Raw genomic sequence first — 25,449 nt, forward strand, 5'->3', positions numbered from 1 at the left:
CAACTCCCCGTTACTCACCTGACGGATGACCTCCGCCTTTTCTTTATCGCTCAATACGAGTACCTTTCGGTGAAACGCACCATAAAGTGGTTTGTGAAGTCTGGCTGACAGCCTACACGATGGACCTACCATCATCTTTTCAACAGCATGCGTAGGACTTATTCCTCCGCTTCAAGGCACACATATGTGTATCCGCACTGATGCACGTGGACTAGATTTGGGGTATTTTGTATGCGGATACACGTCCACAGACGACTGTCAACAGTCCACAGCACATTCAATTGGAACTTAATTCTACCTTTATTTGGGTACGTGCAGCTAACCGAATACACATATTACCAAAAATCATATCCTCTCGCTCTTTCCCATTAAATCCCTAATTTGCAGACTTAATTTTGGAGCGTAGCAAATCATCCCTATTGATGCAACTTAATTTTCAAAAAGACCTGCTTCCCCACCTGCTGGGCATAGTCCTTTTCTACCTCATTGTAGTCCTGTATTTCTCTCCGATGGTTTTTGACGGGAAAATCATCTTTCAGGGAGACATCTTACAATGGGAAGGTTCGGCAAAAGCCGTTTTGGATCATCGGGAGAACACCGGGGAACAGCTACTCTGGACCAATAACATGTTTGGTGGCATGCCGGCCTATTTCATCAGCTTGGAGTTCCCGGGTGATATCACCAATGCTGTGATTTCAGTCCTGACTCTTGGACTTCCCCACCCGATCAACGGCTTGTTTTTCGGGATGCTGGGAATGTACATTTTACTTTTAAGCTTTGGAGTCAGACCGGTTTTCGCCATCGGCGGTGCAATTGCTTTCTCCTTTAACACATATAATTTACTTTCTCTCGAAGCCGGACATAATGCCAAAATCTGGGCAGTCTGTTTGATCCCCCTGATTTTAGCGGGCATTCATCTCGCTTTTGAGCGAAAACGCATCCTTGGCGCAGCACTTCTAGCCTTGGGACTTTTGCTCCAACTCAAATTCAATCACCTTCAGATCACCTACTACACCTTGATTATTTCTGTGATTTATGTGGTAGTCCGGATGGTTTTTGACTGGAAAAAAGAAGGGATTCCCGTGCTCTCCAAAACCATTGGTTTTCTGGTTTTGGGAGCAGTTTTGGCAGTTGGCGGAAATATCGGGCGACTGGCAACAGCATTGGAATATAGCCCCTATTCAACACGGGGAAATTCAACCCTAGAAGCAAAATCCTCCGGTTTGGATAAAGATTATGCTTTTGGATGGTCAAACGGTAAACTGGAAACACTCACTTTGTTGATCCCAGACTTTTATGGAGGAGGCAGCAGTACGCCACTCCCCAAAGACTCCGCATCCGAAAAAGTCCTCCGCTCCCAGGGAATGGATCCTGCCCAGATCAACGGATTTATCCAAGGCGCACCTACGTATTGGGGCGATCAGCCATTTACAGGCGGACCGATTTACGGAAGCGTGATTCTGGTTTTTCTTGCGATTCTGGGAATTTGGGCTGCGCCAAAGGAAAGCCTGATCACCTTTGGAACTATCATCATTTTATCCGTGATGCTCAGTTGGGGTAAAAACCTCGCATGGTTCAACTACCTGCTTTTCGATATTTTGCCGGGGTATAATAAGTTTCGAGCCGTGTCCATGGCCTTGGGCATGACACTTTTCGCAATTCCGATTTTGGGAATGATTTCGCTGGAGAGGCTGGCACAAAAAAAGGAACTCAAGCCCCTGTTGATTTCGGGTGGAATCGTTGGAGGTTTAGTCTTGATATTGGCGGTCGCTTCCGGAGCTTTCTTCAGATTTGAAGGTGCCGCAGATGTAAATTATCCGGATTGGCTTGCTTCAGCGCTGAAAACCGACCGAAAGTCCATGCTTTCTGCTTCTGCCTGGAAAAGTTTGGCATTTATAGTCGCCGCAATGGGCTTGATTTATTTCTACCTGAAAGGCAAAATTTCCGACTTGATTTTAGGAATGGGATTGATCGCCTTGATCACTATTGATGTCTGGACGATCAACCGTCGCTATCTCAATGCAGATTCATTTCAGGGCAATCCTTCCCGACAGTTTTTTGCCGAGACTCCCGCAGAAAAGTCCCTTGCCCAGGATCAGGAATATTTCCGGGTGCTTCCCTTGACCGAAGGACTGACCCAAGGCGCCCGAACAAGCTATCGGTTCAACAGCTTGGGAGGATACCATGGAGCAAAGCTTCGTCGCTACCAGGATTTAGTAGAAAATCAACTCCAGCCTGAATTGGAGGCCTTTATCAAAAAAGCTCAGGAGGGAAATTTTGACTGGGAAGGATCAGGTATCATGAATATGCTGAACACCAAATACCTCATTGCGGGGACAGAAGCTAATGCGGTCTTCAAAAATCCGGAGGCAAACGGTGCGGCCTGGATACCCTTTGAAATTGTTTCCGTGACTTCAAATCAGGAAGAAATTGAGGCTTTGGGAGAAATAGACACAAAATCCCAAGCAACCCTCAATACAACTGAATTTGGACAAATCAGCGCAGGATCCGGTCAAATCTCACTTACTTCCAACGCTCCGAATGAACTGAAATACCAAGCTTCTATGAATCAAGGAGGCTTGGCAGTATTTTCAGAAATCCATTATCCAAAGGGCTGGATCGCAACAATTGATGGCAAGGAGGCTCCAATACTCCGTGTAAATTACCTGCTCCGAGGCTTGGAAATCCCCGCGGGAGCGCATGAGGTTGTTTTTACTTTTGCCCCAAAAAGCTTTTACGCGACCAAAACTCCGATGGTGATTTTCCAATACCTGATTGTCCTGACTTTGATTGGCGGAATCTTCTTCACATATAAAGAAAACCATGCAAGAGCCTAAGCCGGATCAGAAAGATAAAGTCGTTAGTTTTTACGATCAGTTTGCCGAGAAGCAACAGAAAACCGGAATCAATTCCCGTCACCTGAGCATTTTGGACAAGGTAAAAGCTGCCGGACTGAAGTCAAATCACCGCATCCTTGAGGTAGGTTGCGGAATCGGAACTGTCTCTCATTTGCTGGCTACGCAGGTCACGAATGGGGAAGTTTTGGCGGTGGATATTTCTCCGGAAAGTATTGAAAAAGCCAAGGTGCTCTGGAAATCACAGGCCAATCTGGGCTTCGAGGTTTCGGATATGTCGGACTTTGACAAAAAGGGGAAGACCTTTGATTTCTTCGTCTTTCCGGATGTGTTGGAGCATATTCCGGTGGATCAGCATTTTCGACTTTTCCAGAATATCAGCAAACATGCGCATCAGGAATCGGTAATTTTTATTCACATACCATCGCCCCGTTATTTGCAATGGATGATCGAGAATGAACCCGAAAAACTACAGGTGATCGATCAGCCTTTGGACTCAGGGGATTTGATCAAAAGCATCACCAATGCAGGTTTTTACCTTGAAAAGATGGAAACTTATTCGCTTTTCTTTGCCGAGAAAGACTACCAGTACTTTGTCTTTCGCGCAGCAAAACCGCTAAAAACCTCTACGCCACGCAGCAAGTGGGTTGTATTGAAAGAACGACTGCTCATTCGCCTGAAATATGGCCTAACCAAATAACCCCCAACCAATGAACATCCAGGAAAATGTAGTGGTAGGCCTGACCTACGAACTCAAAGTCAGTAAAAACGAGGACGACATCGAATCTGCTCCATTCAGTGTGGAAATCCGGGACGAAGAAGACCCGTTTTATTTTATCTATGGGCAAAGTGGGCTTCCTGAGAAATTCGAGGAACTGCTCAGTGGAAAAGCAGAGGGAGAGAATTTTGCTTTCGTCCTGAAGGTAGAAGAAGCCTACGGAGAACCTGACGAGGAATTGCTCATTACACTTCCAAAGGAGCAATTTTCTGGAGAACGAGGCTTCTCTCCTGAGATGTTGAAAGAAGGAGAATTTCTTCCGCTGATGGACGAAAATGGCTACAGCATGCAGGCAAAAGTGCTGAAAGATCTGGGTGAAAATCTATTGTTGGACTTCAACCATCCTTTGGTGGGATTTGAACTACATTTCGAAGGGAATATCCTGGAAGTGCGGGAAGCCACAAAAGAGGAACTTGCTCATGGCCATGTGCATGGAGAGCACGGGGAGCACGAGGAGTGAGTGATCAGTAGGTAGTGATCAGCTCACATAAATCGTTAATAATTCCTGTTAAGTGTTGTAAGTAGTCAGTTGTAAGTGGATTGCTACTGACTACTTGCTTTTTTTAAGCCTAATGATTTTTTAAAACTCAGCTGAATTTAAAAACGAGATGAAAAAGCTTTAGCTTTTTTACTTTGTGTATTTGAAAAGGATTGCTTCCTTTAAATCATTTGAAGATCAAATGGAGATTTATACTCGATTTTCTTTCTTTGCGCAGTCTTTGCGGTTAAAAAAAAGTGCAAAAGATTCTTTCCGCAAACGAAATATGTTATTTCAACAAAGCAATTAATTGTGCCCATCTGTGTAGTCTGTGAGCTTTTAAAAAAAAATCAGGACTTCAGCATCAACACTTTTTAGAATACGAGGAATAAGTGATCAGTTTTTAATCTCAGTTGGACAAAAAATCAAACTTTCTCACGGATGACTCAGATGTTCACAGATATCTTTTATCTGTGCTCATCTGTGTAATCTGTGAGCATTTTAAAAAATCAGGACTTCAACATCAGCACCTTCTCCTCATCAAAATGCAGATACACTCGATCCCCAACCTTATACTTCCGAAACGGATCATCGACTTCCCAGACTTGTCCTCCGTTTTTTAAGCGAATCGAAAGGGAGTTGTAATGAACCAAATACCGCTGATCGATCACATGCCCCATCAATTCTCCCTTAGTTCGCAGCCTTACATCCGATGGTCGGAGGTAGGAATTGAACCGGTCCGGGATCAGATTGATTGTGGAAAAAAGCCGTGCCACATAGCGCGTCTTAGGATGCTCACAGAGCTCCTGAGACCCTCCATTTTGTACCACTTTCCCTTTTTGGAGTATGATCAGATTGTCCGTAAGCCGGAGGGCATCGTCCAGATCATGGGTCACAAAAACCACAGTTGTCTTCATCTCCAAAAACAACGCTTTGAGTTCTGCGATCAGTTTATGCTTCTGAATCGCATCCAAACTACTAAATGGCTCATCGAGTAAAAGCACATCCGGTTCCACGGCAATCGCCGCCGCTATGGCGACTTTCTGTTGCTGACCACCACTCAGCTGACGCGGATGCCTATACTTAAGCCCTTCAAGTCCCAAATCAAACAATAAACGATCCACCCGATTACGGGCATATTCCCGGTCATAGTTGAGCAGCGGACGAAAAATATTTTCCTCCACAGTGGAATTGGCATTCAGATGATAATCCTGATGGATCAGTTTGATTTCATCATATCCGGGAACCAGCTTTTGGGCTGGATTTTGGATTTGTTGATCTCTAAGCCAAACTTCACCCGAACTTTGAGTTTCCAAGCCTGCCATGATTCGCAGTAAGGTGCTTTTTCCTGATCCGCTTTCTCCCACAATGGCAATAAATTGCCCTTTGGCCAATTCCAGTGAAAACTCATGCAGGGCAGGGTGCAAATCGTACGTTTTGGAAACCTTGCGGATGGAGAAATAGGACATAATCGGATTTGAAATTTGGGGTTCGGAATTTGAGATTCGATGATCGATATTCGACAATTATTGACCGATTGAAAAATTGGAAGATTGAAAAATTGAAAAATTTGTAATTGTTGGAAGATTGTAAAGTTGCAAGGCGGTAAAGTTTACCAAAGTCGAATGCCTCAACTCACCCATAACCCCGTACTTCGTATCTCGTATTTCAAGATTAAGATTGAAAGGTTATAAAGTTGGAAGGTTGTAAAGTTAAATAGGGTCAAATGCATCACCTTACCCACAACCTCTTATTTCAAAAATCAGCTAGAGCCAATCCGATGAACTCACCCAAATCCTAGTATTCCATAAATCGCAAATCGTACTTTTTACCGCTTACTTTTCACCGTTTACAACATACATGGTCCCTCACCTGCGACTGCCTAATGCCTACTGATTATACTGTAAACTCTCCCTCACTTTCTTAGGCAGGCTTTCTATGATCAATTCATAACTGTGATTGGCAAGTTCCAAAACCAATGGATCCGGAACATTTCCCCGCACGCTGACCGAATTCCAAAGTTTTTTGTTCATGTGATACCCCGGAGTAATTCCTAAGTAGCGCTCTCGTAATTCGATCGCACGCTCCGCATCACATTTCAAATTGACATATTCGAAAACCTCCATATCCATAATCGCAAAGATCTTACCTCCCACCCTAAAGCAAAGTGTGGTAGGATCAAAAGGCGTGTCTTCAGTCACTGCGGGAAGTGAAAGGCAATGGTTTCGAAAATATTCCAGGGTCATTCGGAAGTGTAGGTCTGAAATTGAACAATGAAATTAAAAAAAACGCCCAACTAAATGACCGAGGAAGGACGCATGAGCGATCTTTTATACTTTAAAAAATAGAAATCCAATATTTCTTATGAGGGTAATGTAGCAAATCCCGATTGACCAACGTATTACAGGTAATTCGATTTTTCCAAATCCAAATACTGCCTTTTATGAAAAATTTGAACTCAGTCTTCGCCTCAATCCTAATTTTGATTTCGGCCATTTCTTTCTCTTCCTGCCAAGACGAAGTCACTACTACCTACACGTATCGGGCAATGATGCCTGTTTACCTTCAGATGAGTGATGTTCGGGCCAGAACGATTACCATCGAACCCGCACATGAACTGGAGAATCCGGGCAAAATCTACCTCTACGGAAATTACCTACTGATCAACGAGCCGCAGGAGGGTATTCACATATTAGACAATACCAATCCGGCTTCGCCCGTAAACCTGAATTTCATTCCCATCAAAGGCAATGTGGATCTCGCTGTCAACAACAACATGCTTTACGCTGACAATTACGTCGATTTACTGGTGTTTGATATCAGCAATATCCGATCTATCAAACTGGTGGAACGGGTGAAGGATGTCTTCAATCACCTATATACCACATCGGACACCGGAGTTATTCTGACTTTCAAAGATACCGTCCTAACCAGTGAATCGGATCATGGATTTATGGGAAGAGGGTTTTTTCTGAGCGATTCCCGTGCAAGTTTTGCATCCAATTTTTCAGGTGCCGCGCAAAGTTATGGTCAGGGCGGATCCATGGCGAGATTCACACTGATGAGCGGACATCTGTACGCAGTGGATGATTACAGTCTGCGGGTTTTTGATGTAAAAAATCCTGCCAAGCCCATGCATATCCGAAACATTAATCTTGGCTGGGGAATAGAGACCATTTTCCCCTTCCAGGAAAATCTCTTTATCGGATCCAACTCAGGCATGCATATCTATGATGCCAAGACTCCCTCCAATCCACAAAAAATGTCGGTTTTTGAGCATGTCAGAGCATGTGATCCTGTGGTTGTCAATGAAAAGTTTGCATTTGTCACACTCAGGAATGGGAGAAATTGCTTTAACGGTGTCAATGAACTTCAGGTAGTGGACATTGCCAATCTACGCCAACCCAAATTAGTAAAGGCGTATCCGATGCTCAATCCCCACGGTTTGGCTTTGGCAGGCGATTTCCTCTACGTGGCCGAAGGAAAGCATGGCTTGAAAAGCTTCAATGTCGCCAACGTAATGGGGATTGATCAAAACCAGCTGGAGTTTCTGCAATCAATGAAATCTGTAGACATCATTCCCGGTCCAAAGTCCCTGATTGTGATCGGACCTGATGGCGTTTGTCAGTTTGACTACAACACACCTTCCAAGCTCAAGAAATTAAGCTGCATCAACGTGAAAAATCCGGTAAACGTACAGTAGGAGCTCATGTGCTCCACTATTTTGGGCCAAAATTCTAAAGTGATAAAATGACTACAAGACTACTGATTTTAGGCTTCTGGATTTTCGCTTACCTTCCAGCTTTTGGCCAAAATAGACCCTACTTCAATCAAACTGAGCTGGGAGTTTTAATAGGAAATCCTATTGAAAACTGGAGTGGGAAAAACAAAAACCGAGTTGATTTTTCATTGATATCATTTCATGGCGCAGAAATTTCCAAAAATCAGGTTTTGGGACTTTCAGTAGGCCTTGACCAATACGAACCGCTTACGGTTTTTCCCGTCGCATTGGGTTGGAGGGGATTTCTGGGCAAAGAAAACAGGCCTCAACTCATCGGAGGATTTGATCTTGGAGGAGGGTTTGCTTTGCTTGAAAAAAAGGAAAAAACAGAATGGTATGAAAGCTGGCACCAAGGTGGACTATTGCTCAGTCCTTCCATCGGCGTAAAATTACCCTCCACTAGGGGTAAAAAAACTGCGCTTACCATGAGTATTGCTTACAAAAGACAGGAGCTGGGCTATTTTATGGGGAATTTTGATTTCAACCCAACCCCTAGGCCATTTACCAATTCGAAGCTTCCACCCGGCTACAGTTCCATTACAGAAACCACCTATTTATTTCACAGCTTGGTGGCAAGAATGGGTTTTATTTTTTGATGAATAAAATTTTCAGAAGATTCCGGGTCATCGAATCATACATCCTCTTCCTAGGATTATAATCTGATTTTTTATGGTAACAGAGAATCTCACACCTGTCTACCACAGGCAGCCTCGATTTTATTTATTTAATTTTTTATCGCTCGTTCTGCATGGATCATATTTTCAATTCCTTTCAGCAGGGCATCAGCATTAAATGAAATACTGTCTATTCCCTGGGCGATAAGGAATTTGGCAAACTGTGGATTATCACTTGGAGCCTGACCGCAAAGACCGATTTTCTTGCCCTTAGCACGAGCTACTCGAATTACTTCAGAGATCATCCACTTAACAGAAGTGTTATTTTCATCAAAAATCTCCCCTAAAACCTCAGAGTCCCGATCTACACCGAGGGTAAGTTGAGTGAGGTCATTTGACCCAATGGAAAATCCGTCAAAAATGCTCGCAAATTGATCGGCCTGAATGACATTGGATGGAATCTCGGCCATCACATAGATTTCAAGACCATTTTCCCCTTGCTTCAGTCCCATCTCTTCCATCAAGGAGATGACTTTTTTCCCTTCCTCCGGGGTCCTGCAAAATGGGATCATCAGCTTCAGGTTTACCAAACCCATATCTTCCCGAACCCGTCGTACCGCTTCACACTCCAAGGCAAATCCTTCCCGATATCGCTCATGATAATACCTCGAAGCTCCTCTAAAACCCAACATGGGGTTTTCTTCAGTCTCTTCAAACTGACTTCCTCCGATCAAGTTTGCATATTCATTGGACTTGAAGTCGCTCATCCTCAAGATCACTTCTTTAGGATAAAAGGCGGCGGTGACGGTTGCCACTGCCTGCGAAAGTTTATCCACGAAATATGCCTTTTTGTCTGAATAATCCTGGCAAAGGCTTTCTATTTCTCCTTTTTCCAGTTCATTTTCCAACTGATCGAAATGCACTAGGGCCATGGGATGAATTCGGATGCTTTTACTGATCACAAATTCCATCCGCATCAAGCCAACGCCCTGATTGGGAAAAAATGAAAGATCAAATGCTTTATCTGGGTCAGCGAGAATGAACATGGGCTTAGTCTTGGGAAGCTCCAGCCCTCTGAAATTGTGATTGATTGAAGTCCATTGGAGTTTTCCTTCATAGACTTTCCCTATTTTGCCAGAGGCATTGTCAATTGTTACCAGATCACCGGTTTTCAGGACATCAAGCGCACCCTCCGCTCCCACTATTGCCAAAGCGCCAACTTCCCGGGCTACGATAGCCGCATGACTGGTCCTTCCACCTTTCGTTGTTAGGATGGCTGCTGCCTTTTTCATAATCGGATCCCAATCCGGATTGGTGATTTCTGTAAGTAATATCTCACCTTCCTTCAAGAGATGAGCTTCAGCTGGGGAATGCAAAATCTTTATTTTTCCGGAGGTAATCCCACTGCCTATTGCATATCCTGAAGTCAGAAGTTTCCCCTTTTGGGTAAGTGAATATTCCTTGAGAATAAAGGGGTCTTTTTCAGAATGGACTGTTTCTGGTCTAGCCTGAACAATGAACAGCCCTCCTGTGATGCCATCTTTAGCCCACTCGATGTCCATAGGCATGCCATAATGATTTTCAATTGCTACTGACCAGCGACCTAAAGTCTCGATTTCATCATCATTGAGAACGAACTTTCTTTGTTTATCAGGATCAGTATCCAAGTTGAGCACACCACCTTGTTCTGAATACACCATCGTCTTGGTCTTTGAGCCAGCTTTTTTCGAAATGACCGCCCTTTTACCTTTTGCCAGGGAAGGTTTAAAAACCAAAAACTCATCAGGTATGACTGCCCCTTGAACAATATTTTCACCCAACCCCCAACATCCGGTTATTAACACGGCATCGGAAAAGCCCGATTCGGGATCGATTGAAAAACAGACACCACTACAGGCTAAATCTGCCCTTACCATCAGCTGAACGCCAACGGAGAGCGCTATGACATGTTTGTCGTAGCCCTTGTCAAAGCGGTACTTAATCGCACGCCCATTGTAAAGGGAAGCAAAGCATGAACGAACCGTTGAAACAAGTTTTTCATTTCCTCTGATATTGAGAAAAGAGTCGTGCTGTCCGGCAAAACTCGCGCCCGGTAGGTCCTCCGCTGTGGCGCTGCTGCGAACTGCCACATCCAATTCTCTTCCCGCTTTTTCACAAAGTTTTTGATAGGCAGAATGAACTTGGTCAGCCAATACCTGAGGAATTGTACCTTTAAGCATCCTCTCCTTTATCCTGGATGACACCTCCCTTAAGTTGGAAAAATCATGCTGATCCAACTTGGATAACTCGAGTCTGATAAAATCTTCCAATTCATTTTCCTGAATAAAAAGTCGATAAGCATCTGCTGTGACGGCAAAACCGTCGGGAATTTCGATCCCGAGCGGATGGAGTTCTTGAAACATTTCGCCTAAGGAGGCATTCTTTCCTCCTACTCGGGCGACATCCACAATTTTTAGACGCTCAAAAGGAATTATTAGATCTTTCATCTTCAGTTATTTAGGAAGATGAACTTACGGGCAATCCGGCTAAAAAAATATGAGTAATCCTATGCTAAAAGTTGATAAAAGTCACACTTACTAAAAACCTCATATATCAGGTCTAAACCATTTCACCGCATTGTGAAAGTAAATTTTATCCACCACTTCTTTGGGGAGTTTCAGGCCTTGAAAGACTCCGCTTACCACGCTGTTTTCCATGGTTTGAGATGTGACAAAGTATTTCCAGTCGGCTTCCCATGTCGCTTTGGCATTCGCTTTAACCCGATTGGGATCAGGATCTCCCGAAATCCCCAAATCGGTCCCATAAATCAGCCTGTCTTGGTATTTGATTATGAAGTTTCTGACTTTTTGCAGGTCCTTTTGACTTTGAAACTGAAGGTGACCAATTCTTGCAGCCATATCTACTGCCATGTTTGGAAATCGATCCAACCGCTTTGCGAGCTCGTCGATGTCCCACTCCAGGCTTCCCAAATGAGCTCCTACGAATCGGATTTCGGGAAATTTTGCCAGTAAATTATCCCTCGCCTCCACCTGTTGCTCATAGCTTGGGTATTCAGGATGCAAGTACATGTGGTATTCGGGATGATCTCTAAAGTAATTGCGATCATTGTTGACAGTCATTTCATCCAGCGGAAGCCAGCAATTTTTGGGTTCGCCCAAATGTGCCATCAGTGTCTTGTCCTGATCTTGGACAAATCGGAAAATAGGTTCTAAGCGGGGATGATCCGCCATAATGAATTCTCCATTTTCGTCTTTATAGGTCATTCCGATATTCTTCCAGATTTTGATCCCGATTGCACCTTGGGCAAAGGTCTTTTTGATCCGCTCAATTTCCTTTTCAGCCCAATTGGGATCTTTCCAATTTTCAAGTGAAATGGTGGAAAGGAAATCGATATGCTTCGGGTTTTTCGACTTTTGCAAAAGTGAAAGCCTGATCTGTTCCGGCAATGGAGGATAACTCGGAACATCAACATTGACAGTCAGAAGATAAAAATTAGCCTCGATGCCAGCTTCTATTAAAGCCGTGCTTTCTGAATTGTGATGCGTATGGGTATCGATTTTTCTGACCTTTTGAAATTCATTCATCGAATAATAATTTTCATCAGAATCAGATGAAAGCGAAATCAATGCAACAAGCATCAAGGAAAACATCAGGTCGATCATGGGAGGAATTATTTAGCCTAGATAAGTTAGAAAATAAAAGTCCTTGAAAAAATATTCCGCTAAACAAGCTTGTTCCTCAATCGGTTTTGTTCGTGATTCGTGATATTTGACCAATGGAAAAATACTTCAAGGCAATTGTGGATGGCTACTATGGCTATGCCAATTACCTGATCAATGAAATACTTAATCCAAGTTGGCACAACTACTTTTATTGGCTAATTGGGGCTTCTTTATTGATTTGGATTTTGGAATTGGTTTTTCCTTGGAGAAAAGATCAACCTGCCATTCGACAGGACTTTTGGATGGATTTGTTTTACCTTTTTTGGAATTACTTCCTTTTTGCGCTGGTCGCTTACAATGCGCTTTCCATGGTTGCAGTGGAGCTATTTAATGACTTTCTTGGGCTTTTTGGATTTTCCAATTTAGTGGCAATTCATATCGAAACATGGCCTTTTTGGGGGAAAATCATATTGATTTTCATCGTCCGGGACTTCATGCAATGGAATATCCATCGCATGTATCATCATGTGGGTTGGATGTGGGAATTTCACAAAGTGCACCATAGCACGAGGCAAATGGGTTTTGCTGCCTTACTTCGATTCCATTGGATGGAAAATGTAATCTACCGGACCTTAGAATACTTGCCTTTGGCAATGATCGGAGTTGGGATCACCGATTTTTTTATCGTTCATATTTTCACTTTGGTCGTCGGTCAGGTTGGTCATGCCAACTTAAAAATCCCTCTTGGCCCATTCAAATACATTCTCAATGGCCCCCAAATGCATCTTTGGCACCATGCACGTAATCTTCCCGAAAGTCATCCAAATGGCTTTAATTACGGGATTACTTTGAGTGTTTAGGATTTCATTTTCCGCACTAACTACTGGCCATCCGATGATGAAAATTTACCTGTTGGGTTGCCTGATGAAGATCATTTTCCCGAGGATTTTATCGGACAAAACGTAGAACCCTTTCAACGGATTTTTGGAAAAAATAAAAGCTGATAAGGAATCAGCTTTGAAGTTTTATTGAGAGAGCGCTTACCATTTATATGAAACGCTTAATTGTCCAGACGATTATTGCAAACAGGAAAACGATAATGGATATTTTATTAATTCCATGCATCATCCGCAAGTTGAAATTGGTCGTTTTGTTTGGATCAGGCTTTTTGAAAACATTCAAGAAATAATTTCCAACCTCACCCAACTTGAAGAATTCTTTGACTTTGCTGTTTTCTGACATGATTACTGAATTTGAGGTTTTAACAGATTGAATTAGGGATAAGTTTATTTTATTGTGAAATATGCTGAGCGAAAAAGGCTACGCGAAATACAGTTGAAATAACTTTTGCTTCGCAAAATGAGATACGCCTTCGGCGAAATAGTGGAAACACGTTCGTAAGTATTTCACGACGCGTAGCGTTATTTATTTCAATGATATTTCAACCGTATTTCAACTTTTCCCTAAATAGTCTCAGGCTCATTCCACATCCCATCTTCCTTGATGATGTTGATTAATTCGTCCACGGCTTTTTCGGAAGGGACCGACTTCTTCATGACTTCCTTTCCCTTGTAGAGTGTGATTTTGCCTTTGCCCGAACCTACATAGCCATAGTCTGCATCGGCCATTTCACCGGGTCCATTGACAATGCATCCCATGATACCGATTTTCACCCCTTTTAAGTGATCTGTTCGCTTTCGGATCATTGCGGTAGTTTCTTGCAAGTCAAATAGTGTTCTACCACAGGAGGGACAGGAAATATATTCAGTTTTGGACATGCGGGTTCGGGCTGCCTGAAGCACACCAAAACTCACGGAATTGTGCAATTTGATCTGATCCAAAATCTCCTGACGGGTATGTTCGGCTTCTTTTTCCAGAGAAATCATAATTCCGTCGCCTAATCCATCGATCAGCAAACCTCCCACGTCCGTAGCAGCATGCAGTGTAGTAGCGTCGGCTGACTGATCGGGGTAGGCTACTTTAAGTACCACCGGAATTTCAGAATTGGTTTCCAACAGACTCACAAAGGCCCTTCGCAAAGCAGGCATGGAGTGCGTATTAGAAGTTTTCAGGATTAGAACCGTGTCTTTCCTTCCAGTCAAAACAGCAATAGCAGTCTCAATTTCCTCATCTGATATCTCCAGAAAATTCAATTCCGAATGGAATCTTTCCGCTGATTTGTATTCCTCAAGTCTGAATAGCGGGAATTTATTAACCGGATCAATTGACTTTTCCCAAACGGACAGGTTTTGAATTTCCTTCATGCCATTTGGCAGCATGAAAGGAATCGGATTGGATCCGGAATACACAAAATCACAGCCCTGATCATTCATTTTCCACTTGTCCAGTTCAGGTAAGTAGAAATGACCGACAACTTTCATCTCTCTGTCAGTTACTTTTTCGATTTTCGAGATGTCAGTGATTACTCTTGGGACATTATGCCCACCAAAATTATAGATTTCAGAGACGTGTCGCTTGTTGTATTCAAAAGGAGTAACTGGATAATGGGATATTTCTGCAATCGGAGAATGAGCTTTTCTTCCAGTATATCTATCGATCAAAGCCTTGGCTACAGGAGCTTCAAACTCCGGATCCTCGGTCAAAGAAACCCGAACTGTATCTCCCAAGCCATCTTCAAGCAAGGTCCCAATTCCCACCGCTGATTTGATTCTTCCATCTTCGGCCTCACCGGCTTCTGTCACACCCAAGTGCAGCGGATACGGTTTGAATCCACCATCGTTCAGCTTTTGCACCAACAATCGATAAGCTTGCACCATCACCTGCGTATTGGATGACTTCATCGAAATGACGATGTCATGGTAATTTTCATTCTCACATATTCTTAAAAATTCCAAGGCTGATTCCACCATTCCCAGCGGTGTATCACCATATCGACTCATAATCCGATCCGAGAGTGAACCATGATTTGTTCCGATACGCATCGCAGTCCCGTTTTCTTTGCAGATTTTCACCAGCGGCAAAAAGCGATCCCTTATTCGATCCAACTCTTCCGCATAGCTCGCATCAGTATAATCAATGACTTCAAATTTCTTTTTGTCGGCGTAGTTCCCCGGATTGATCCGGACTTTTTCCACGATCCGTGCTGCCAACTCAGCAGCATTGGGGGTAAAATGAATATCTGCTACAAGTGGTGTCTGATAGCCTCTTTTGCGAAGCTCGGCCTTAATATTTCTCAAATTTTCCGCCTCCTTGATACTAGGAGCAGTGATGCGCACCAATTCACAACCTGACTCGATCATACGAATGGACTGCTCCACCGATCCCATGGTATCCATGGTGTCAATCGTGGTCATGGATTGCACTACAATATGATTATCACCACCGATGGTGATGTCACCGACTCGGACGGGGATGGTTTTCCTTCGGGAATACTGCGTCAAGCTGTCGCAATACAGGGAATCGAGGGATTTGATCAATGACTCCATAGCTTATAGATCTCCTAGTTGGGGGCGGATTATTATTTCTTCAACAACAGTTTGAGGCGAAAGGTTATATGCACCCCATACGCTCTCTGCCACATCTTCGGCACGAATAAACCGATCGATCGGCAAATCCACTCCTTCCCAACTCGCTGTGTAAGTAGCGCCGGGAAGAATGGAAGTTACTTTAATTTGATGAGGTTTTAGTTCTTCGCGCAGACATTTGGTCATACCAAGCATTGCCCATTTGGTGACGGCATAAGTTCCTCCGTTGGGATAGGCAGTCAATCCCGCGATCGAGCCCATACTGAATATATGACCGGACCTTCGCTCAATCATTTCATTGACGAAAGCCCGGGTAAGGTAATAGGCAGAAAATAGATTGGTATGCATCATGAACTCAAAATTCCCCTCCGGTTCATTATGAAGTGCTCCCGGCAGAAAAACACCAGTATTATTGACCAGTACGTCAGGCAAACCGATTGCTTTCACCGCCGCCGAAAAAACTGCAACTTCCTCTTTTTTAGAAAGGTCAGCCGGAAGAGCCAAAACCTTAATTCCCGGGAAATTTTCCTCCAAATGAGCTTTCAGTGACACCAACTCTTTCTCATTCCGGGCACAGGTATAAATATCGAATCCCTCCTTCGCGAAGCGTTCAATAATTGCTCTGCCGATACCTTTGGTGCCTCCTGTGACGAGGATACTTTTGCTCATTTTGTTCGTGTTTTAATAGTTAGTATGACAACTATCTAGAGCTGGCAAAGTTACATTAATTTATCAAAACAGTGCGGAGACTTGTATTCTCCCCACATGCACAGTCCGCGCAAGCCCTTGCGAATTCCTTCCTTCATAGACCAAATTGAGCTGAAGACCTTCGCCGATTTTCTGAAGCCAGTTGAGTGACCAAGTCAAATTGGTGCCAGTTGTCAAAGCTTGGAGCATTTCGTAGCCCACCGGAGAATTGACTTCCCCGTTGTAGTTGATTTGGATCAAGCGAAGATTGCCCGATAAGGTCGTCTTAATCGCTTTCGCATAGCGCATATCGAGTCCCACTTGATGGGTTGAGGCTTTTTCTTCATACTCCTTGTTTTGGGCATTTTCTTTCTTTGTGAAAGAATAAGAACCCGTGGTTCTGAAAAATGGGCTTGGCTGCCAAGCCAATTCCGGTCCTAGGGTCGACTGAAGGATGGTGAAATTTCGGTTTTCCAGAAAGTCAGAAGCAGAAGTTCTGTTCCCTGTGCTTCCCAGAACTCTCAAAGTCAGCACTGAATTGAAATTGTATCGGGTATTGAGCTTCCAGTCATGCTGAATCTGATCTTCAAAACCTCCGGAAAGCAATTGTTTCAGTTGAGAATCAAAGAGCGAAAGGTCAAAACCATATTTGGCTGATGCCCGGTTGAAAAAGAAACTTGTCCGAATGATCTGCCGGAGTGAAAGAATCTGATCCCGGTCTATCGAACCGATGAATGGATTGATCCGGTCTCCAAAGTCATCCGAAGTCACTTTTTTCTCCACACTTAGACTGGAGGTGTTTGAAAATCTGTGCAGAACGGCCCGTACTCCCCCTGCCTCTTTCCATGTCTCGGGAAAACGTGCCTGTATGCGGTAATTGAGCAAGCTGGTGTAAGCTTGGACATAGGTATCTGTGGGGACGAAGATTTTGATGTACTGCTTCTCTTCAGGATTGATTGCAATGTAAAATTCATTCAATTGCTGAATTCCGTCACCGTTGTCATCCCGCCAAGTATGCGAGCCGTCTCCATTTGGTGCGGGCAGGTAGACAAATTCGCGTTGAAGCTCACGACCATTTCCGATGGCATAGCTGACCTCATTTCGGATGAGATTTTTCCCCAAACTTCCGGAATAATCTACTTTTCCCATGACGGTCAATTCAGTCGGCAAATCCCGCTGTAAAAATTTCAATTCCCGATAGGTAAAGGTGCTGGATAGGTTATGCTGTGTCCACTGCTTACGAAAGGTGAAATTGGAGGTAAATCCCCGTGTGTCATCCACCAGCCTTCCTCCTACCGGAGCTTTATCTTCTCTCCAGGCCGCATCTACCAAAAATGAATAGCTCAGGGTGTCATTACTGCGCAGGTAGAGCAAATGCTCCTTGAAGTTCATTGCGGTACTCAACACAGAGTCAGTCTCGGTATTTTTGAATGCATTACGATCCAGCGAAAACTGATAACCCGGAACCAGAATTTTGGATTGGAAGCTCACATTACCCAGATAACGAGTCCAATCCGAAGTCAGGGTATCCTGATCACTTTTCAGGCTGAAAAACTCCTGGCGCAACAGTAGCCGTTTTCCGATTTCAGTATTCCAATTTGCAGTGTGCTGAGAACCGCTGAGTACATTTTCCCGATTTCTGAGGTAAAGTTTGTAGTTGAAGGTGTTTTTGGAGTCCTTCTCCAAACCGACCTGAGTCAGGAAAAAACGTTCGGCAGCCGGGTTTTTCAAAATTTCAGGTGAAAGCCCCCAATCCCGATCAAATTCAATGTATCTGAAGCGGTCAATAAACTGGAAGTTGGTTGAATTATACTCAAACTCAGTCAAGCCCCTGAATCGATACCCTTTGAGAAGACTCAATTCACGGTTTTCTGACTGAAGGCCTATTTTCCATCCCAAGCCTTGATTGTTCCCATCATCAGTAGTTGAAAAGAGATTTTTATCGGTGGACGAAAGTGCCACTTCTGTATACACCTTTTCAAATTCCCCCAACTTAACTCTGCTTCCGGCAGTGGTCATCCGTTTGCTGTCCGGAGCGGGAAGTTGTGTCAATATGGAATAATCTCCCTGAGGCTGACCGCTCACCCGGGGGACATATTCGAAGACCGTCCCGTTGGAAAGTTGCGAAATTCTTCTGTAATCCCCCTGATTTGCACCAACCAAAGAAAACGCCAAAGCAAAATTGGCCAACTCAGGATTGGTCGAGTAGCGGTAGTAAATCACCGAATTTCCAAAAACATCCACCTCGGTTACCTTTTGATATAATATCCGGGTAGGATCAAAGGCGACTGAGTCGATTCTTGGAATTACCGCATTTTCAATATTATCCCCAACAGCGGCCAAAAGTGCTTGTTCCGATAGTGTGAACTCCGTGAAAAGCGGTCGGTTTCGATTGTCTTTTTCCTGATAATAATTGAGATAAAAATCTACTTTTCCATTGGTCTGAAGATGATTAGCCCCAAGAATGGATCGGGAATAATTTCGCTCCGCAAATTCAAAATCGACTCGAACGCGGGAATATTGGGTAATGAGGATTTTGGGCGTAAAGGTGATTTCGGCTTGGTTATAATCTATCACATAGTCCGCATTGAAGCCCCGCTGAAGCTGCCGGCCATCCAGAAATACCCGCTCGGAATTTGCCATAATGATGACAAAGCGCTCATTGTTTGGGCCGCTTACACGATACGGCCCAAGCACCCCTTCAAGAATGGGCAATTGGATGGAGGCAAACTTTCCTTTAGCCACTGAAGCAAAACCCTGAGAACTTGCCTCCCAGCCTTTTTTCAGTTTGTATTTGGAGGTAAACTGAAGGCCCTGCACATTTTTGTAGTATCGGAGAAATTCAGATTGCCGCTGCTGCAGGACTACATCTCCTGCTGCCAGACTGAAATCATCATTATACAGCTCGATCAACACGTTGTCAAAATCCTGAATTTGCTGGGTATTCCCCTCCGGCTGGAATGGAACATTTTGATCGGTGATGCTCGCACGGATTTTAAGATTTTCCCCAATATCTCCTTCCAATTGAAGGTTCAAAGCAGAATTCACAAAAACATTCTGCGTATTACCAAACGAAACGCCACGTGTCAGGCTTCCGGTTTTGTACAAATTTGTACTTGGAAAAAGTTCCTCTCGTATGTCAAAGCCAGGAACAGTCTGAACTCGGTTATCCTTAAAAATTGCCGTAGAGTCATAATTCTCGGCCAAGGTTCGTTTTGCAAAAGTCCGATCCAGTCTGATGGTCAATGTACGATAGCAAACTCGAATGGAGTCAGGCTTCGAGCTTGGGTCAAAAGTGACTTGAAGGGTGCGATCTGAAAGATTATAGCGAAAAGGATACGAATTCCCGTTTTTATCATTGACAAGGATGCTTGCTTCAATCGCAGAAAGTGAGTCCAATACCGCAGGCTTTTCAAAATTATCGGCAGGGAACCAGCGACATTTTTCCTGAGCTTGAACAGTCCAACTCAACCCAAAAAACAAAACCAAGGAAGTTATCCAAACACGCATCAGTACATTCGGCCCTTTTTCTTTCAATGTACTAAAAAGCCAAAACTATTCGACCAAAGGAAATGTAAGGTAGAAGGTTGTCCCTTTTCCCTCCTCGGTTTCAAACCAAATCTTTCCACCTGCTGTCTCCACCCCACTTTTTGCAATGGCCAGTCCAAGTCCCGAACCCGTAGATTTAGTGCTGAAATTGGGGATGAAAATTTTATCCTTCAGTTCCTGAGGAATCCCTTTACCATTGTCAGCGATCTCCAGGAAAACCGACTGTTCGGTCATCCAAAGCCAGATTTTGATGTGAGGAAATTTCCCCTGCTCCATCGCTTGAATCCCATTGATGATAAGATTGGCAATCACCCGGCCAAAAAGTTTATCATCTCCCATGATGATGATTTCCTCAGTGTAAGAATCATCCAAAAAATCAATCTTCACCCGCTTGTCATTTTTAAACAATTCCAAGACCTGCATCAAAACAGTCTTGAAGTTCATCAGCTCATTTTTTGGCAATGGCATTTTTGCAAAAGTCGAAAAAGAAGAAGCTATCCCACTGAGCGCATCCACTTGGTGAATCAAGGTCTCCAGTGATTTTCGAAGTTTTTGCTGATCATCGAGCTTTCCTTCCTGATCCAACCGAAGCAAATGCTGCAAAGTCAATTTCATCGGTGTGAGCGGGTTTTTGATTTCATGCGCTACCTGTTTGGCCATTTCCCGCCAAGCGGACTCCTTTTCAGTGGAAGCGAGTACTTTTTTACTGGCTTCCAATTTGAAAAGCATGTTATTGTATTCGTTGACCAACAGTCCGATTTCATCCTTAGAGCCCCAATACATCGGTTCGTTATTTTCAAGATTGGTCGCTTTGAGTTTTTGGGTGAGCAACTTAAACGGAAGAGTCAGATTTTTTGAAACAAAGGATGAAACAATCAAAAAGAGAATGAAAATAACTACGAAAGCATTGAAGATATTACTCAATACAACAGAAATCAAAGAATTGAGCTCGGTCTCGGACTCGAAGAAGGGTACTGCCAAAATGCCGATATTGGACTGATCGATCTGGGAGGGTACCGCCAGATAGACGGTCTGATACTTTAGCTTACCGATTTTTTCATCTGCCAGGAGTTGGATTTGATTTTTTTCCATAATCCCTGACATCGCCAAAGGATTGATCCAGGGACTCAGAATTTTTTTATCAAAAATATTCGATCTGTTGGACGACTCAAGGTAACCATTCGGTGCATAGAGATGAATATCACTTGCAATGGTATTTGCCAGCGTATTTATTTCCTCATTGAGTAGATCCCGGTCGATACTTGCGGGGTTTTGGTTGTTGAAGAATTCCCCGAGATTACTTCGGATCAATCTCGCCTTTTCGATGTATTGCCTGTTGAGGTCGTCTTTATAGCTTCCTCCCAAGAGGCCTATCGTAATAATGGAAATAATAATGATGGGAAAAAAGAAGGCAAAATTGAGGTATAACTGAAGCTTGGTGGAATAATTGAACTCAAAGTTCCGATATCCTTTGAAAAGGGTATTGAGTAAAATAGCCAGAAACGTCAAAAACACAAACGCCACAAAAAAGAGGGAAATATTTCCAAAAAACTGGGAAATAGAAATCGTGGGGGAAGAGAGAATAATGACCTCTTCTCCATTTTTCAGTCCAAAATGATGAAAACCCTGAACTAATATCCCACTTTGAAAGATCTGATTACGATCCAGGATTGTCAGGAAATCAGGTTGATTATAATTGAAAGTACCGGAACTGCGAAGCAATTCTTTGTCTCTCAAAACTGCATAATCATAATTTAAGGGATCTAGCTTTTCGGCATATTTTCGATCCAACAAGAGTTTGGGATAGACACTTCCCGGCTGAATCCGCAACTGATTTAACTCCAGATAAAGAGTTCCCTGCAAATTATCTTCGCGTAGCACCGGAACGAATGCCACGAATTTATTACTGGCAATAGTTTCTTTTCCGCGGATAAAATAAAGATCACGGACACCTGTAGCAAAGTCACTTTTGACATATTGCTGACGCAATGTCTTCAGATCCTGTCCTTCCGGAGGCCCTTGAGTTTGCTGACCTGAAGCCGAGAAAATGCGGATGACAACCTCAAATTGATCGAAGTAATTATCCAGATAAATCTTTCGGATTTTAGTTTCTATAGGATCTTTGGAGAGTAATGGGTCAGCCATCCTGTTAAGGATGAAAAGGTCATTTTTTACCCTGGAAAAAATATCTCCAAGGAAAAATTCCGTCATCACATCGTTTTCAATCAGGTTTTGATTTGCAAATCTTGTTTTGGAAAGTATAAGTCGCTCCCTTTCTGATTGAAAAGTACTGACCCCGATTATCCCTGCGGTGACTAAGCAGGCGTAGAAGAATGTCAAGAATGTATCAAGTCCCAACCTGAATACATTTTGATAAAGCTCAAAACGAATGATGCTAAAAAGGAAAAACAAATGAATCAATCCCGCGACACCTAACCAAAAACTATAATACCCCGCAACAAGAAGAAGCGGAAAACCAATTCCACTCAAGTATCGGTAATAAATCTGCTTCTCTTTTTTGACACTAAGCAATAAGCTGAATAAATTTAGCGACAGTAACACATACACTGATCCCCACAAAAACAAAATCAAAATGCTCAAGCCTTTGAATAGATCAAATGTTGGAATAGACCGGATATCCAACACCCATTGAGAATTGAAGATCAAATCCCTGGGAAGAAACCACACTAGGCTAAAAAAAAACGTACTCATGAGCAAAGAAAAAATCAAGGCCAGTCGAAATTTCTTGTCATTTTTTAAGATTACCACCTGTTGAAAGGCCTTCTTAGAGGCAAATTGAAAAATGATCAAACCCAATATAAATCCGAGACAAAGGGTATTGAAAAACAAATCCCCTAAACTTGGATTCAACCAGGAAGAAGCATAATTCGCTGGATCAAACAGGGAGGTTTCAAAGAATTCACCCGGAAAATCAAGCAAAAGCATGGAAATTCTAATGGTAAACAAGATCAAAAAACCATAGCCTATCGTCTGCCAAGGGTAGCCGTTTTTCCATTTTTTTCTTAAAAAATCAAAGCTTAAAATAAAGTAAAGCAAAAATATGGAGCAGATAAAAATCAGCAGGGGTGTATTGGAAACTCTACCCACCGGTTCATAACCTACTTGAAAACTTATTCCAAAAATTGGCTTTCCTGAATTAGAACTGACCTGAAAAGTTCCGTCTGCAGGATTTTCAAAAAGTTGAAATCGATCATTTCCGAAAAAATCAGGATTCGGACCGGTTTTAAGGTAATCATTTTCGATCGATCCAGGCCAAATCAGTCGTAAGGCATGAACGAGGTAGTAGTCAGTGGTAGCTCGCTTGATTTTTCTGATTTTGACAAAGAAAGTTCCAAATGGATCTTCGAGTAGCTGGAATTCTTGATTGAAGTCTAAGGATGAGAAATCAAGGGTGGTAGTGAAATCAGACCAAAAAAGGAGTTTTCCCGAAGTGTTTAAAATGAAAAAAGGATGGATATGATTCGGGTTACTGACATGTTCAAAAGTAATGGAGTCCTCAGGTCTTACATCCATCAGAACACGGATAAAATCCTCGTCAAACTGGGAGTTCACCTTATGAATTTTAGTTTGGATGGACTCAAAATATTTCTCCTCTTCGCTTTTCTGCAAAACGAAAAAGTTTAAAATCAGAACGAAGAGTAGAGAAATTACGCTGATCAAGATGACCAGCCTTCGGGTTTTGAGGCTCATTTATGTTAAAAATAAAAAAGCAAAGTCTGGTATCAAACTTTGCCTTTGGATCTCTTATCTAAGTGAGAGTTTTGCTTTTTTCTTTTTGGCTGATTTATACCATAAATAGCCGATCACCGCCGCCAAAAGGTAAGGCATGACAAAGAGGTATAAAATACCATTGTTCAGTCCGGCACCAATACTGGTATCACCGTTGGAGACGTTGTTTTCCACAGAAGCTCTACACATCGCACACTGTGCAAAGCTCACCAGTTGAATTCCAAAAAAGAAAACAGTCAGAATCAGAAATTTAATTTTCATGGTATTCAGGGTTAAGATTTATGGATCCTTTCATGATCAATTCACATAATAAGGACTGATCATTAAGTAAACAATCACACCTGTGACTGACACATACAACCAGATCGGATAAGCAAATTTAACCACTTTTCGGTGTTTATCACGCTGATCGGTATATCCATAATAGTAGGCAAATAAAATCGGGAACAGTGCTACTGCTGCCAAAATGATGTGGGTAATCAACAGGAAGTAGTAAACCGTACGAATGAATCCCTCTCCGCCGAAACTAGTGCTTTCCGCTGCACCGTGATAGATTATATAAGAGACGAGGAATATAGCCCCCAAAATGAACGCAACGGTCATCGTTGCCCCATGATAGGTGTATTTTTTCTGTTTGATAAAAATCAACCCTACTAACAGTGCCACTGAAGCCGCCGAATTGATTACTGCATTGAGATGAGGCAGAAAATAGACCCAGTCACCCAAAGCCGTAATCTTAGTAGGCATAAACAGTAAGACTGCTACTGCCAAGGGAATCGCAATGGATATCCCAATAATCCAATTTTTAACTTTTGCTTCTTCCTGAAGCGTTAAACTTTTATTTGCTTGCATGTAATAAGACTTTTGTTTCTAACATCAATAAGTCAACATCTTCCCTATTTGTTCCGCTGTAATAGCCTCTAATTCTTCCTAATTCATCAACTAAGATAAATTTGTCGCTATGAACAAAATCATCGGGCACTCCATTTCCGTCAAGTGTGGGAATTATAAAACCACATCGAGCTAGCTGATAAGTTTCATCTTTCGGGCCTGAAAGAAAATGCCATTTTCCGCTGACCGCTCCGTGTTCAGTGGCGTAAGTCTTTAAAATAGTCGGAGTATCAAATTCCGGGTCGATACTGATGGACATAATTTGAACATTGGGTTCATCTCTAAACATATCATTGACACGTTCCATTTCTTTGGACATGACCGGACAGATGCTCGGGCATGATGTGAAAAAGAAATCGACAATCGTGATTTTCCCTTCCATTTCTGCCTTGCCTACAGCAAGTCCATCCTGATTGGTAAAAGTAAAATCAGGTATAAAATGCTGGGTAGTATCGGCGACAGGGCATTCGAGAAAAGGATTGTCCACACCCTTTTCAAAAAAAATAGGGAGATCATACGAATTGGTACCAAAGCTTCTTAAAAACAAAAACACCAAGACAGGGATCAGTAATATGCAGACCAACACCATTCCCTGTAATATTCGCAATCCTTTCATGTGTTTATAATTTGGTTTTTAATTGCCACATGGAATACCCCCAGATAATCATGCTCCTGTGTGTCGCTCTTTCGACATGGGTATTTCATCTGTTTATATTTTGTTGTTTAATGGTCTGATGGAATGCCCTGGATAATCATTCCCCTGTGTGAGAAGCCTTTCTCATGGGCATTTCATGTGTTTATATTTTGTTTTTTTATTGCCACACCTGACTGCAGGCAGGCAGGTGGAATCTTCGCATGGATTCCCCGATAGCTATCGGGGCATCCCTCTGTGTGTCGCGTTGGGTCATGCTCGATTTAA

At 42.9% G+C, this 25,449-nt stretch carries 17 protein-coding genes and 1 pseudogene; 6 read left to right on the forward strand and 12 right to left on the reverse strand.

The annotated features are described in order from the left end of the window. Positions 1–422: 422 nt before the first annotated feature. The 3 genes from BLQ81_RS04715 to BLQ81_RS04725 are packed head-to-tail and all read left to right on the forward strand — an operon-like array spanning position 423 to position 4,093. A complete protein-coding gene (locus BLQ81_RS04715; RefSeq protein WP_092728810.1) occupies positions 423–2,837 on the forward strand; it encodes a YfhO family protein in 2,415 nt (804 codons plus the stop codon). Further along, positions 2,824–3,555, forward strand: coding sequence for a class I SAM-dependent methyltransferase (locus BLQ81_RS04720; protein WP_092728811.1), 732 nt, complete (start codon positions 2,824–2,826; stop codon positions 3,553–3,555). The genes BLQ81_RS04715 and BLQ81_RS04720 overlap by 14 nt, the downstream gene beginning before the upstream one ends. Before the next feature lie 10 nt (positions 3,556–3,565). Then, on the forward strand, positions 3,566–4,093 hold the full coding sequence (locus BLQ81_RS04725; RefSeq protein ID WP_092728812.1) for an FKBP-type peptidyl-prolyl cis-trans isomerase: 528 nt from the start codon (positions 3,566–3,568) through the stop codon (positions 4,091–4,093). 527 nt (positions 4,094–4,620) lie between these two features. Here the strand turns inward: BLQ81_RS04725 and BLQ81_RS04730 are convergent. After that, positions 4,621–5,580 (reverse strand): ABC transporter ATP-binding protein, encoded by a 960-nt coding sequence (locus BLQ81_RS04730; RefSeq protein ID WP_092728967.1) that lies wholly within the window; start codon positions 5,578–5,580, stop codon positions 4,621–4,623. Between the two features lie 420 nt (positions 5,581–6,000). Continuing rightward, a complete protein-coding gene (locus tag BLQ81_RS04735; RefSeq protein WP_092728813.1) occupies positions 6,001–6,357 on the reverse strand; it encodes an MmcQ/YjbR family DNA-binding protein in 357 nt (118 codons plus the stop codon). 197 nt (positions 6,358–6,554) lie between these two features. On the opposite strand from BLQ81_RS04735, the gene BLQ81_RS04740 reads away from it, so the two are divergent. Together BLQ81_RS04740 and BLQ81_RS04745 are read left to right on the forward strand one after the other, a co-directional pair. Next, positions 6,555–7,814 carry an LVIVD repeat-containing protein gene (locus tag BLQ81_RS04740; protein ID WP_092728814.1) on the forward strand — a complete coding sequence of 420 codons (1,260 nt, stop codon included), beginning with the start codon at positions 6,555–6,557 and terminating at the stop codon, positions 7,812–7,814. Positions 7,815–7,861: 47 nt separating this feature from the next. Continuing rightward, entirely contained in the window at positions 7,862–8,488 is a 627-nt protein-coding gene (locus BLQ81_RS04745) for a hypothetical protein (RefSeq protein WP_092728815.1), read from the forward strand. Positions 8,489–8,616: 128 nt separating this feature from the next. Here the strand turns inward: BLQ81_RS04745 and ppsA are convergent, their stop codons facing one another. Both ppsA and BLQ81_RS04755 read right to left on the reverse strand, forming a co-directional pair. Beyond that, on the reverse strand, positions 8,617–10,992 hold the full coding sequence (gene ppsA / locus BLQ81_RS04750; RefSeq protein ID WP_092728816.1) for a phosphoenolpyruvate synthase: 2,376 nt from the start codon (positions 10,990–10,992) through the stop codon (positions 8,617–8,619). 99 nt (positions 10,993–11,091) lie between these two features. Next, positions 11,092–12,168: an amidohydrolase family protein gene (locus tag BLQ81_RS04755; RefSeq protein ID WP_245693176.1), complete on the reverse strand. Its 1,077-nt coding sequence runs from the start codon at positions 12,166–12,168 to the stop codon at positions 11,092–11,094. A gap of 113 nt (positions 12,169–12,281) precedes the next feature. On the opposite strand from BLQ81_RS04755, the pseudogene BLQ81_RS04760 reads away from it, so the two are divergent. Further along, positions 12,282–13,172: pseudogene (locus tag BLQ81_RS04760) on the forward strand (sterol desaturase family protein). A gap of 43 nt (positions 13,173–13,215) precedes the next feature. On the opposite strand, the gene BLQ81_RS04765 reads toward BLQ81_RS04760, so the two are convergent. From BLQ81_RS04765 to BLQ81_RS04800, 8 genes are all read right to left on the reverse strand, one after another. Further along, complete coding sequence (locus BLQ81_RS04765) at positions 13,216–13,410, reverse strand: DUF6728 family protein (RefSeq protein ID WP_092728817.1); 195 nt, start codon at positions 13,408–13,410, stop codon at positions 13,216–13,218. Between the two features lie 221 nt (positions 13,411–13,631). Continuing rightward, complete coding sequence (gene ispG / locus BLQ81_RS04770) at positions 13,632–15,614, reverse strand: (E)-4-hydroxy-3-methylbut-2-enyl-diphosphate synthase (protein ID WP_092728818.1); 1,983 nt, start codon at positions 15,612–15,614, stop codon at positions 13,632–13,634. 3 nt (positions 15,615–15,617) lie between these two features. Beyond that, a complete protein-coding gene (locus BLQ81_RS04775) occupies positions 15,618–16,322 on the reverse strand; it encodes an SDR family oxidoreductase (RefSeq protein WP_092728819.1) in 705 nt (234 codons plus the stop codon). A 63-nt stretch (positions 16,323–16,385) separates the two neighbouring features. Continuing rightward, positions 16,386–19,850, reverse strand: a complete 3,465-nt coding sequence (locus tag BLQ81_RS04780; protein WP_092728969.1) for a hypothetical protein — start codon at positions 19,848–19,850, stop codon at positions 16,386–16,388. Positions 19,851–19,895: 45 nt separating this feature from the next. Continuing rightward, on the reverse strand, positions 19,896–23,600 hold the full coding sequence (locus BLQ81_RS04785; protein WP_092728820.1) for a sensor histidine kinase: 3,705 nt from the start codon (positions 23,598–23,600) through the stop codon (positions 19,896–19,898). 54 nt (positions 23,601–23,654) lie between these two features. After that, positions 23,655–23,900 (reverse strand): hypothetical protein, encoded by a 246-nt coding sequence (locus BLQ81_RS04790; protein ID WP_092728821.1) that lies wholly within the window; start codon positions 23,898–23,900, stop codon positions 23,655–23,657. Positions 23,901–23,936: 36 nt separating this feature from the next. Next, on the reverse strand, positions 23,937–24,491 hold the full coding sequence (locus tag BLQ81_RS04795; RefSeq protein WP_092728822.1) for a DUF420 domain-containing protein: 555 nt from the start codon (positions 24,489–24,491) through the stop codon (positions 23,937–23,939). Beyond that, on the reverse strand, positions 24,478–25,146 hold the full coding sequence (locus BLQ81_RS04800) for an SCO family protein (RefSeq protein WP_092728823.1): 669 nt from the start codon (positions 25,144–25,146) through the stop codon (positions 24,478–24,480). Before BLQ81_RS04800 ends, BLQ81_RS04795 begins: the two co-directional genes overlap by 14 nt. Positions 25,147–25,449: the final 303 nt, after the last annotated feature.

Origin of the sequence: Algoriphagus alkaliphilus (genome assembly GCF_900103735.1) — a bacterium.
Lineage (GTDB): Bacteria > Bacteroidota > Bacteroidia > Cytophagales > Cyclobacteriaceae > Algoriphagus > Algoriphagus alkaliphilus.